6 protein-coding genes and 2 rRNA genes are annotated in these 12,224 nt (G+C 55.0%); all 8 read left to right on the forward strand.

Annotation, left to right across the window (positions count from 1 at the left end; all coding sequences use genetic code 11):
- The first annotated feature begins 4 nt into the window (after positions 1–4).
- Positions 5–706 carry a tRNA (adenosine(37)-N6)-threonylcarbamoyltransferase complex dimerization subunit type 1 TsaB gene (gene tsaB, locus HSW_RS03640; protein ID WP_044000871.1) on the forward strand — a complete coding sequence of 234 codons (702 nt, stop codon included), beginning with the start codon at positions 5–7 and terminating at the stop codon, positions 704–706.
- Between the two features lie 24 nt (positions 707–730).
- On the forward strand, positions 731–1,252 hold the full coding sequence (locus HSW_RS03645; RefSeq protein ID WP_044000872.1) for a DUF2480 family protein: 522 nt from the start codon (positions 731–733) through the stop codon (positions 1,250–1,252).
- A gap of 258 nt (positions 1,253–1,510) precedes the next feature.
- Entirely contained in the window at positions 1,511–2,827 is a 1,317-nt protein-coding gene (locus tag HSW_RS03650; protein ID WP_044000873.1) for an APC family permease, read from the forward strand.
- 17 nt (positions 2,828–2,844) lie between these two features.
- Positions 2,845–3,687, forward strand: a complete 843-nt coding sequence (locus tag HSW_RS03655; protein WP_044000874.1) for an ion transporter — start codon at positions 2,845–2,847, stop codon at positions 3,685–3,687.
- A 59-nt stretch (positions 3,688–3,746) separates the two neighbouring features.
- Entirely contained in the window at positions 3,747–5,036 is a 1,290-nt protein-coding gene (locus HSW_RS03660; RefSeq protein WP_044000875.1) for a hypothetical protein, read from the forward strand.
- Positions 5,037–5,289: 253 nt separating this feature from the next.
- The gene (locus HSW_RS03665) at positions 5,290–6,582 is read left to right on the forward strand and encodes a serine hydrolase (RefSeq protein ID WP_081768240.1); all 1,293 of its coding nucleotides are present in this window, start codon (positions 5,290–5,292) and stop codon (positions 6,580–6,582) included.
- A gap of 891 nt (positions 6,583–7,473) precedes the next feature.
- A 16S ribosomal RNA gene (locus tag HSW_RS03675) occupies positions 7,474–8,986 on the forward strand.
- Between the two features lie 232 nt (positions 8,987–9,218).
- Positions 9,219–12,125, forward strand: a 23S ribosomal RNA gene (locus HSW_RS03680).
- The 16S and 23S rRNA genes sit together here, the layout of an rRNA operon.
- Positions 12,126–12,224: the final 99 nt, after the last annotated feature.

The raw sequence follows: 12,224 nt of genomic DNA on the forward strand, positions 1-12,224 counted from the left end.
CGCCATGTCCAGCTTGCTCCTTTCCCTTGAAACCTCGTCGCCGGTGTGCTCGGTGGCGCTGCACCACCTCGACACGGGCCAGTTGGTAGGCCAAACGGAACTGCGGCTGGAAAAGTCACACTCCTCGCATCTGAGTCTGCTCATCAGTCAACTGCTGGATAACACGTTGCACACGCTGCAAGACGTAGCAGCCGTGGCCGTATCCGATGGCCCGGGCTCCTATACCGGCCTGCGCATTGGGGCTGCTGCGGCCAAAGGGTTGTGCTACGCGCTTGATATTCCGCTGCTGGCCGTGAGTACGCTGCATAGTCTGGCCCACCAGGTGGCGGCTGTTACGGCCCGGTCTGAGCACTACTTATATTGCCCTATGCTGGATGCCCGGCGGATGGAGGTATACGCGGGCATTTATCAGGCCGATGGCACCGAAATGCTGGCACCCACGCCTTTGCTGCTCAATGAAACAACCTTGGTCGAACAATTGGCCGGGCAGTCGTTGTTATTCTTTGGAAACGGCGCGGCCAAGTTCCGCCCGTTGGTAGCTGAAAACCCACACGCGGCTTTTCTGACTAATATCGAACCCTCGGCTATTTCTGTGGGGGCTTTGGCGCTGAAAGCTTACCGCCACCAGGAATTTCGCAGCGTGGCCTACTATGAGCCGTTTTACTTGAAAGAGGTATATACCACCACACCGAAAAACAAGCAGTAAAGGCAGTTTTGCCAAGAAATAATCATGGAAGAATTTGTGAACCGAGTGGCCAATTCCGGCTTGGTGACCTTTAACCTCGAAGAGTTCATTCATCCCGGCGAGCGGGTGGTGTATGATATCAAGGACAACCTATTCCACGGCCTGATGCTGCGCGAAAAGGACTTCCGTGAGTTCATCAAAACCCACGACTGGACGCAGTACGACGGCCAGAACGTCGCCATCATCTGCTCAGCCGATGCCATTGTGCCCACTTGGGCATACATGTTACTGGCCGGTAAGCTCCAGAACCACGCCCACCGCTACGTGTTCGGCAACCTAGAGGCCTTGGAGCAGGAGTTGTTTCAGGAGGCCATTGCTGGGGTGGAGGTGGAGCAGTTCCGCGATGCTAAGCTGGTTATCAAAGGCTGCGGCGAAAAACCGGTGCCTACCTACGCCTACGTGGCCATTATGCAGAAACTGCTGCCGGTAGCAGCCAGTATCATGTACGGCGAGCCGTGCAGCACTGTACCGCTCTACAAGCGTCCCAAAGATAAAGTCAGCGCGTAGCTGCCGGAAAATCATGCATCAAACAGGCCCGTCGGGAATACCGACGGGCCTGTTTGCGTACACGCCCGATTGCATGACAAATAAGGATGGCAGAAGCAGCTGTTTTTGGAGCTTGTTTTTCGAATTCTGAAAAATAAGCTCCAAAAACAGCTGCTAATTCCAACTCAGCCGGCTTGTTGGCAAGTTGGCGGAATACTTGGCGAGAAAGCCGTCGGCCGGCCGGAATGTGCATCTTTGACCGGCAAACCCCTTCTGTGCATGGTATCAACTTCGGCTTCCCCTTATAAAATCAGCGTCCTGACCGGCGTGGCCCTAGTGGTGGCCAACATGGTGGGCACCGGCGTATTCACCAGCTTGGGGTTCCAGGTAGAAACCATCCAGAGTGGTTTTGCCCTGCTGATGCTGTGGGTAGTGGGGGGCATTATTGCGCTGTGCGGGGCCTTATGCTACGGCGAGCTGGCGGCGGCCATGCCCCGCTCGGGCGGCGAGTACCATTATCTGTCGCGCATTTACCACCCGGCTTTGGGCTTTCTGTCAGGCTGGGTGTCGGCCACGGTGGGGTTTGCAGCCCCGACGGCGGCGGCGGCTCTAGCCCTGGAGCGGTACGCTGGCAGCGTGGGGCCTGCATTGCCGCCACGGGTGCTGGCTGTTACGGTAGTGGTGATGCTTACGGCCGTGCACGCCAGTAGTCGTAAGGTGGGCAGCCGGTTGCAGGTAGTGGTTACGGCTGTGAAAGTGGCCGTGCTGGTTGGGTTCATCGGGGCTGGTTTGTGGCTGGCTCAGCCCCAACCGCTGGCTTTCCTGCCGCAAGGTTCCGCTGATTGGCAACTGCTGCTAAGTCCGGCCTTTGCTGTGTCCCTTATTTTTGTGTCGTATGCCTACTCGGGCTGGAATGCGGCGGCCTACCTGACGGGCGAGGTACAAAACCCGCAACGCAATCTGCCCCGGATTCTGCTCACCGGCACGGCCATTGTGTTGGTGCTGTACGTGGGGTTGAACTTCATCTTCCTCTATTCTACGCCCATTGCCCAACTGAAAGGGCAGGTGGAAGTCGGCTTTGTGGCAGCTGCCTCCCTGTTTGGGGCGGCCGGCGGGCGACTGATGGGCGGCCTGATTGCGGCGTTGCTGGTTTCCACTGTCAGCTCCATGGTGTTTGCCGGGCCACGTATTGTGCAGGCCATGGGTGAGGATGTGCCGGCACTGCGGTGGCTGGCTCGGCGTAGCGCCGCCGATGTGCCGGTGCGGGCTACTCTGTTCCAAGGTGGGTTGACGTTGCTGTTCGTGTTGGTTTCGTCATTTGCCCAAGTAGTGGTGTACGCCGGCTTTATCCTGAACCTGTTCACGTTCCTGACGGTGCTGGGGCTGTTTATCCTGCGGTTGCGTGAGCCGGAGCTGCCCCGGCCTTACCGAGCCTGGGGCTACCCCGTTACACCGCTGCTGTTTCTGCTACTCAATGGCTGGACGCTTTGGTTCATTGCCCGCGACAAGCCCATGGAAACGCTCTACGGCCTGGGTACGTTGGTAGTAGGCCTGCTAGTGTACTGGCTGAGCCAGCACCGCACGGCCAAGCACTAAATCTGCCTGTTCCTGTCATGTCCAATCGAGCCCCTGAGCTGTCCCAACCCGTCTGGAAGCAACGAGTCTATAAGGTTGTTTTCGAATCGGACACCCGGGCCGGGCGCAATTTTGATGTGGCCTTATTGGTCGCCATTGTGCTGAGCGTGGTGGCGGTGATGCTGGAAAGTGTGCAAAGCCTTAGTGCGCAGTACGGTACTTTTCTGCGCGCTGTCGAGTGGGTTTTTACGGGCTTGTTTCTGCTGGAATATATCGTGCGGCTGCTGGTGGTGCGCCGGCCGTTGTCTTATGTATTCAGCCTACTGGGAATTATCGACTTCTTAGCCATTGTGCCCACACTGGCCAGTTTGCTGATGTTTGGTAGCCGCTACCTTATCGTCATCCGCACGTTGCGTCTGCTGCGGGTGTTCCGTATTTTCAAGCTGGGTCAGTTTGTGGGGGAGGGGGAGTTTATCGTGACGGCCCTCAAAGCCAGCCGCTTCAAGATTCTGGTTTTTCTGGCCGCCGTACTCACGCTGGTTACCGTCATCGGAACGCTCATGTATGTGGTGGAAGGCGGCCAGCACGGGTTCAGCAGCATCCCGAAGAGTATTTACTGGGCCATAGTCACGGTAACGACCGTAGGCTACGGCGACATTTCGCCCGTCACCATTCTGGGGCAGACGCTGGCTTCGGTACTCATGATTATGGGTTACGCCATCATTGCCGTGCCTACAGGTATTGTTTCGGCCCAGATGGCGGGAGCCGCCAAAGGTGCCCCGGTTGTTCCGCCCTATAAGCAGGTCGTTTGTCACGTCTGCCAGGCTCCCGACCACAAGCCCGAGGCAGAATACTGCTGGCGGTGCGGCGAAAAACTGTAGAAACGCTATGTAAACCGGCTTTTATTACCTTTCGCCTCTCCTCCATCTCATTTCGTTCTATGCGCCTTTCCCCCGTCCGGCTTCTGCTGCCGGCCTTGGTTGTCACGCTGGCTGCCTGCTCTGAGCAAAAAACGGCTCGTCAGGAGCAAACTGCTTTACCCACCGCCGCCCCCGATACTGCCACGGCCCCGCCGGCCATCCCCCCCAAATCAGCCACCCCCGATACGGCCGCTCTGCATAACGTGGCTGCGTTTCTGGCGGGCCTGTCCGTTAGCCGGCAAAGTGAGTTGCGCCCCCTTACTACCCAGCCTGCCTGGCAGGCCTACGCCGCCGACCAGGCCAAAAGCTGGACTAACTACCACGCTACGCGCACCGCTAAAATTGAGCAATGGGCCGCTACTGAGCTGGATTCGGTGCGTTCAACCAGCCCCACGGTATTTTACCCCTTCAGTGGCCCCGATTTTCTCAACGTCGTCACCATGTTTCCCACCAGTACTACCTACGTGCTGATGGGATTGGAGCCGATTGGTACGGTGCCGGTCCCCGCCACGCTGGAAAACCCCAAGCTGTTTCCCGCCTTAAAGGCCTCATTGTGGTCGGTGCTGAACTTTAGCTTTTTTCGCACCAACGATATGGCTGTGGAGCTAAATGCTAAAAAGCCCGACAGTAACACGCTCAGTAAAGCCAATTCTATCGTAAAAACGGCTGAAAAGGCAAACCAGCGCGTCAACATTGGCGGTGTCGTGCCGCTGCTGCTGCTCTTTGCTACCCGCACCGACCACCAGGTAGAGGCCTTGCGCTACGTTCAGCTTACCCCCGAAGGCCAGCTCACCGACGCCGACTCGGCTACTGTGCAAAAGCCTGGCCTCAACGTAGTACCCGGCATGGAAGTAAAATTGCGTACTAGAACTGGGGAGGAAAAAACCGTAGTGTATCTCTCCGCCGACCTGAGCGACTGGAAGCTGGGCAAAACCAAAGAAGCCGCTCTAAAGTACGTGCGCAGTCTAGGCCCACTCACTACCTACGTGAAGTCGGCCACTTACCTGATGCATAAAAGCTACTTCAGCAAGGTGCGTAACCTCATTCTGGAGCGCAGCAATTACCTGCTGCAGGATGATTCGGGCATTGCCATGAAATACTTCCGACCCACCGACTGGCAATTCACCTACTATGGCACCTACAAGCGGCCCATTAACCTGTTCGCTAAGCAATACCAGCCGGCACTCACCGCTGCCTACACCGATAAAGCCAATCCGCCGCGCCCTCTGCCATTCGGCACCGGCTACAACTGGCGCCAAAACGATTCCAACCTGTTGCTGGCTCGGCATCGGGAACCAGTGCAGCCGTAGCTACACCTATATATATAGCAGCCGTAAGTACTCCTACTGTATATAGATGTGCCGTTGTCCCCGACTGCCAAAGCTACTGCTGATGCAGTCTGTAATCCGGCCCGCAGCGACTGTGGTTAGAGGGAAGGCCGGTTTCTAAACTGTCAACAGAAAATCAAGCGTACCTGAAAGCTACTTCTCATCAGGGAGTAGCTTTCGTCGTTTTCAGCCGCTGGCAAGTGGGCAGGGGAGGGGTTTTGCCGTATCTTCCTTTATGATTCGATTCGCTACGCTACTAGTAGCCGGGGTGCTAAGCACAGTCCTTGCCCTTTCTCCAGTTGACTTGCGGCCCACTCCCGTAGCCGCCGCTACTACTGACAGCCCGCTGCTGGATAGTCTTCTACATTCCGACGCCCGCCTGCTACGCGTCGTCAATCGGGCGGAAAACTACGAGTTGCAAATCATCTACACCCAAATCAACCGCGACGCGCAGCTACGCCCCACCTTCGTACAGCATAGCTTCCGGCTCAATGCACGCCAGTACTTTAATCCGGCCAGTCTAGTGAAGCTGCCCACGGCCGTTTTGGCCCTCGAAAAACTCAACAACCTGAACCGGCCCGGCCTCACGCGACGCTCACCCATGCAAATCGGCGTGGCTTTCCGCTGCCAGACGCCCGCGTCCTACAATCCATCCCCCGACTCTGACCGGGTGAATACTGTCGGCAATTACATCAAGCGGATGCTGCTCGTCAGCGACAACCAAGCCTACAACCGTCTCTACGAATTCCTGGGGCAGGGGCCGCTCAACGCCCGCCTGGCTGAGCTGGGCTTTCCCGAAACGCGCATCGTCCGCCGCTTTGCCCCCTGCGATACTGCTGCCAACCGCCACACCAACCCGTTGGAGTTCCGCAGTGCTGCTACCGGCGAAACGGTGTACCGGCAGCCCGCGGCATACAATGCCCGGGCGCTCACGTTTCCGCTCGGCCGCATCACCAAAGGCCGTGCCTACCAAGTCGGTGGCCGCATCGTCCCGCAGCCCTACGATTTCACCACGGCTAACTACCTCCCGCTACAGTCCATTACGGAGCTGCTCCAAGCCGTTTTGTTTCCTGAAGCACTACCCGCCAACCAACGCCTGCACATCACTCCCGACGATTACGCATTTCTGCGCTACTACCTGCATCATACGCCGCACAGCTCTTTATATAGTATGTATACCGGCAGCCGGTATTTCGATGCATACAAGAAGTACTTCTATTACGGCCGCCGACCAACTGCCGCTCAGGAGGCTGGCCTGCGTATCTACAATATAGTAGGCATGTCCCACGGCTACTTGGCCGATGTGGCCTACTTCACTGATTCCACCCGCCAAACAGAATTTATGCTGAGTGCTGTACTATATGTAAATCAGGATGGCATCATCAATGACGGTGCCTATGAATACGAAACAGTAGGATTGCCGTTTTTGGCGGCTCTAGGACAAACCATCCGGCAATACGAAGCATTGCGTCCGCGCAGTGCCCGCTCCATACCACTAGATTTTACCAATCCGGAAACGATCCGTTAGTCAAAGAACCTATAATGGCAAAAATAATCTATCTGATACTGTGGGAGAAAGGGGATTTCAGCGGGCCTTGAACGGGTTTTTTCAGTGGTAGGTTTGGAAGTAGCGGTAAAAGCCCGCACTTTTGCACTCCCAATCCGAAACGCGGAAGGGGCCGCTGCCAATCTTCGGGCCACCAGCGCGCAAGTTCTTCTTTGCCTCCTGGCTTCTTTCTACAGCTCGCAGCTTTCCTTCGAAAAAGCGAGTTGAAAAAAAGTTCGCCTGCGGGATTGCAAATGGCAGCGAGAAAGTGCTACCTTTGCACCCCGCTTCAACCGGAGGCGCTTTACCCGAGTCCGACACGAAAATTTTTTTCGGTTGCACTCTTGGAAAAAGGCAGAAAAGAAGCTTACCTTTGCAGCCCGGTTCTGAACGAAGAAACGGGCGCTGGGAATCGGAAACGAAGAAAAGGCTAAAAACTTTTTTCGTTCGGGTTCTTGGAAAAAAGCAAAAAGCTCACTTACCTTTGCACCCCGCTTCAACCGGAAGCTGCTGCTGAAAAACGAATCACTTTCGAATCACGCCTCGAAAAAAGTTTTTCGGAAAAGGCTTGCAGGATGAAAAAAGCTGCTTACCTTTGCAACCCGCTTCGATCGGAAGGGGCTTACAACACGAATACTTCGCCGCTTACGAGCGGCACACGGTAGGGTCCAACGGGGCGCTGCACACGTTCTTTGAATGACTGGAAAAGACAAAAACGGTAAGCAACTTCGCTTCTGAGCAATCAGGGAAGAAGTTGAGATTACAGGTTTTCAAGCGAATCATGGGATGAGCCCACAAACAGCTCGTCAAATATACCGGGTCGGATCAGCACTTGACATCAGCCAGTTTTCGAACTGGTGAAGAGAATTTCTTACAATGGAGAGTTTGATCCTGGCTCAGGATGAACGCTAGCGGCAGGCCTAATACATGCAAGTCGAACGGGTGTAGCAATACACTAGTGGCGCACGGGTGCGTAACGCGTAACCAACCTGCCCTTGACTGGGGGATAGCCCGCCGAAAGGCGGATTAATACCGCATAAACCAACAGTGTGGCATCACACAATTGGTAAAGATTTATTGGTCAAGGATGGGGTTGCGTGACATTAGCTAGTTGGCGGGGTAACGGCCCACCAAGGCGACGATGTCTAGGGGACCTGAGAGGGTGATCCCCCACACTGGCACTGAGATACGGGCCAGACTCCTACGGGAGGCAGCAGTAGGGAATATTGGGCAATGGGCGAGAGCCTGACCCAGCCATGCCGCGTGCCGGATGAAGGCCTTCTGGGTTGTAAACGGCTTTTCTCAGGGAAGAAAAAGAGGATGCGTCCTAAACTGACGGTACCTGAGGAATAAGCACCGGCTAACTCCGTGCCAGCAGCCGCGGTAATACGGAGGGTGCAAGCGTTGTCCGGATTTATTGGGTTTAAAGGGTGCGTAGGCGGCCCGTTAAGTCCGGGGTGAAAGCCCACAGCTCAACTGTGGAACTGCCCTGGATACTGGCGGGCTTGAGTCCAGACGAGGTTGGCGGAATGGAAGGTGTAGCGGTGAAATGCATAGATACCTTCCAGAACCCCGATTGCGTAGGCAGCTGACTAGGCTGGTACTGACGCTGAGGCACGAAAGCGTGGGGAGCGAACAGGATTAGATACCCTGGTAGTCCACGCCGTAAACGATGGATACTCGCTGGTGGCGATAGACAGTCACTGGCTTAGCGAAAGCGGTAAGTATCCCACCTGGGGAGTACGCTCGCAAGAGTGAAACTCAAAGGAATTGACGGGGGCCCGCACAAGTGGTGGAGCATGTGGTTTAATTCGATGATACGCGAGGAACCTTACCTAGGCTAGAATGCGCGTGACCGGTTCAGAGATGAACTTTTCCTTCGGGACACAAAGCAAGGTGCTGCATGGCCGTCGTCAGCTCGTGCCGTGAGGTGTTGGGTTAAGTCCCGCAACGAGCGCAACCCCTACATTTAGTTGCCATCAGGTTAAGCTGGGGACTCTAGATGGACTGCCTGCGCAAGCAGTGAGGAAGGCGGGGACGACGTCAGGTCATCATGGCCCTTACGCCTAGGGCTACACACGTGCTACAATGGACGGTACAGAGGGTCGCTACACAGTGATGTGATGCCAATCTCACAAAGCCGTTCTCAGTTCGGATCGAAGTCTGCAACTCGACTTCGTGAAGCTGGAATCACTAGTAATCGCGTATCAGCAATGACGCGGTGAATACGTTCCCGGGCCTTGTACACACCGCCCGTCAAGCCATGGAAGTCTGGTAGACCTGAAGCTGGTGCTCCGCAACGAAGCCAGTTAGGGTAGAACAGGTAACTGGGGCTAAGTCGTAACAAGGTAGCCGTACCGGAAGGTGCGGCTGGATCACCTCCTTTCTGGAGCTTGTTCGACTCGGTTGACAAGTTGGGGCTCTCCTCCCACGATTTCGTTAAAATCTGTATTCCTTACCGAATACGTCTTTTCCATCATTCTCACTGTAGCCCAATTGGGGTTGCATACGTTCTTTGACATAGAGGAAAACAGAGTTTAAGAAAAAGAAGAGAACAAACGCGTGATTAACCTATGGTTGGTCACCCGAGCCGGTGTAGTCTACGGACTGCACCTCTACGAGAAGTAGACAAGGGCACACGGGGGATGCCTAGGCTCTCAGAGGCGATGAAGGACGTGATAAGCTGCGAAAAGCTACGGGGATGGGCACATACCAGGTGATCCGTAGATATCCGAATGGGGCAACCCCCTTGGTTGAAGACCAAGGATCTGTGCTCTTTTAGAGGACAGAGGCAAACCCGGGGAACTGAAACATCTAAGTACCCGGAGGAAAAGAAAATAACATATGATTCCCCCAGTAGTGGCGAGCGAACGGGGAGGAGCCCAAACCGGGTTGGTTACGGCCAGTCCGGGGTTGTAGGACCTCAACATCTGATTATTTAATCTTAGCCGAACGACGTGGGAAAGTCGATCAGAGAGGGTGAGAATCCCGTAGGCGAACTGATTAAGTACGGTAGAGGATTCCTGAGTAGGGCGGGGCCGGAGAAACCCCGTCTGAATCCAGCGGCACCATCCGCTAAGGCTACATACTCCTGAGAGACCGATAGTGAACTAGTACCGTGAGGGAAAGGTGAAAAGAACCGGGAATACCGGAGTGAAAAGAACCTGAAACCGTGTGCTTACAAGCAGTTAGAGCCTTTTAGTGGGGTGATAGCGTGCCTTTTGCATAATGAGCCTACGAGTTACTCCTCTCTGGCAAGGTTAAGTGCTTGAAAGCACGGAGCCGCAGCGAAAGCGAGTCTGAATAGGGCGCAGAGTCAGAGGGGGTAGACGCGAAACTTTGTGATCTACCCTTGGGCAGGTTGAAGGTTGGGTAACACCAACTGGAGGACCGAACCAGTTTCCGTTGAAAAGGATTTGGATGACCTGAGGGTAGGGGTGAAAGGCCAATCAAACTGAGAAATAGCTCGTACTCCCCGAAATGTATTTAGGTACAGCGTCGGCGTTGAGTTACTGGGAGGTAGAGCTACCAATAGGACTAGGGGGTGTCATAGCCTACCGAATCCTGATGAACTCCGAATGCCCAGTAATATAGCCGGCAGTGAGGCGTGGGGTGCTAAGGTCCCATGCCGAGAGGGAAAGAACCCAGACCATCCGCTAAGGTCCCTAAATTCGGACTAAGTTGAACAAAGGAGGTCCACTTGCTTTGACAGCCAGGAGGTTGGCTTGGAAGCAGCCATTCCTTTAAAGAGTGCGTAACAGCTCACTGGTCGAGCGAGAGGGCATCGATAATACACGGGCATCAAGTCCGGTACCGAAGCGATGGATTTACGCTATGCGTAAGTGGTAGGGGAGCATTCTAGTCAGCGGTGAAGGTGCGTCGTCAGGCGAGCTGGAGCGGCTAGAAAAGCAAATGTAGGCATGAGTAACGATAAAGGGGGTGAGAAACCCCCTCCCCGATAGACTAAGGTTTCCTGCTCAACGCTAATCGGAGCAGGGTTAGTCGGGACCTAAGGCTACGCCGAGAGGCTACGTCGATGGACAGCTGGTTGATATTCCAGCACTTATTCTTTGGAGTGATGCAGTGACGCAGAAGTGAAAGTACCGCGAGCGGACGGAAGTGCTCGTTAAAGGGTGTAGGTATAGAGTTGGTAGTCAAGTACGCCGATTTTGCTGAAACCTGATAGTACCTAGCGGCCTCGGCCAATGGGATAGTGTACCTAATCAGACTGCCAAGAAAACCTGCTAAGCGTTTACTGAAGAATAACCCGTACCGCAAACCGACACAGGTAGTCAAGGAGAGTATCCTGAGGGGCTCGAGTGAATCACGGCCAAGGAACTCGGCAAAATGGTCCTGTAACTTCGGGAGAAGGGACGCTTCCTCGTAGCAATATGAGAAGCCGCAGTGAAAAGGCCCAGGCGACTGTTTAACAAAAACACATGGCTTTGCGAACGCGTAAGCGGAAGTATAAGGCCTGACACCTGCCCGGTGCCGGAAGGTTAAGAGGGGAACTTAGCGCAAGCGAAGGTTTGAATCGAAGCCCCGGTAAACGGCGGCCGTAACTATAACGGTCCTAAGGTAGCGAAATTCCTTGTCGGGTAAGTTCCGACCTGCACGAATGGTGTAACGATCTGGGCGCTGTCTCAGCCGTGAGCTCGGTGAAATTGTAGTCTCGGTGAAGATGCCGAGTACCCGCCACGGGACGGAAAGACCCCGTGCACCTTTACTATAGGTTGACATTGCTGCTGGACAACACATGTGTAGGATAGGTGGGAGACTATGAGCCAGGGCCGCCAGGTCTTGGGGAGTCAACGTTGAAATACCACCCTTGTGTTGTTTGGCACCTAATCTGGAAAACGGAGACAGTGTCTGCTGGGTAGTTTGACTGGGGTGGTCGCCTCCAAAAAAGTATCGGAGGCTTTCAAAGGTCTGCTCAATCCGCTTGGTAACCGGATGTAGAGCGCAATAGCAGAAGCAGGCTTGACTGTGAGGCCTACAAGCCGAGCAGGGTCGAAAGACGGATATAGTGATCCGGTGGTTCCGCATGGAAGGGCCATCGCTCAAAGGATAAAAGGTACGCCGGGGATAACAGGCTGATCTCCCCCAAGAGCTCATATCGACGGGGAGGTTTGGCACCTCGATGTCGGCTCGTCACGTCCTGGGGCTGGAGAAGGTCCCAAGGGTTCGGCTGTTCGCCGATTAAAGTGGCACGCGAGCTGGGTTCAGAACGTCGTGAGACAGTTCGGTCCCTATCTGTGGTGGGCGTAGGATATTTGACAGGACCTGACTTTAGTACGAGAGGACCGAGTTGGACCAGCCGCTCGTGTACCGGTTGTGACGCCAGTTGCAGTGCCGGGTAGCGACGCTGGGATGAGATAAGCGCTGAAAGCATCTAAGTGCGAAACTCACCTGAAGATGAGATATCCGATAATAAGAGCCGTCAGAGACGATGACGTTGATAGGCCCTAGGTGTACAGTCAGAAATGGCATAGCCGAGGGGTACTAAGTGCTCGAACACTTCTGTAGCCAGCAGCTACCTCCTTTCTTTTTCTTAGACTCTGCCTCTATGTCGAATACGACAGCCGCCGGGTGTGCGAACACGCACCCGGGCCGGGCTGACTTGA

This window comes from Hymenobacter swuensis DY53 (assembly GCF_000576555.1).
In the GTDB taxonomy this organism is placed as follows: domain Bacteria; phylum Bacteroidota; class Bacteroidia; order Cytophagales; family Hymenobacteraceae; genus Hymenobacter; species Hymenobacter swuensis.

Coding starts and splice junctions, on each gene's coding strand:
- HSW_RS03655 (WP_044000874.1), top strand. CDS start 2,845: ATGTCCAATCGAGCCCCTGAGCTGTCCCAACCCGTCTGGAAGCAACGA.
- HSW_RS03665 (WP_081768240.1), top strand. CDS start 5,290: ATGATTCGATTCGCTACGCTACTAGTAGCCGGGGTGCTAAGCACAGTC.
- HSW_RS03645 (WP_044000872.1), top strand. CDS start 731: ATGGAAGAATTTGTGAACCGAGTGGCCAATTCCGGCTTGGTGACCTTT.
- tsaB (WP_044000871.1), top strand. CDS start 5: ATGTCCAGCTTGCTCCTTTCCCTTGAAACCTCGTCGCCGGTGTGCTCG.
- HSW_RS03650 (WP_044000873.1), top strand. CDS start 1,511: ATGGTATCAACTTCGGCTTCCCCTTATAAAATCAGCGTCCTGACCGGC.
- HSW_RS03660 (WP_044000875.1), top strand. CDS start 3,747: ATGCGCCTTTCCCCCGTCCGGCTTCTGCTGCCGGCCTTGGTTGTCACG.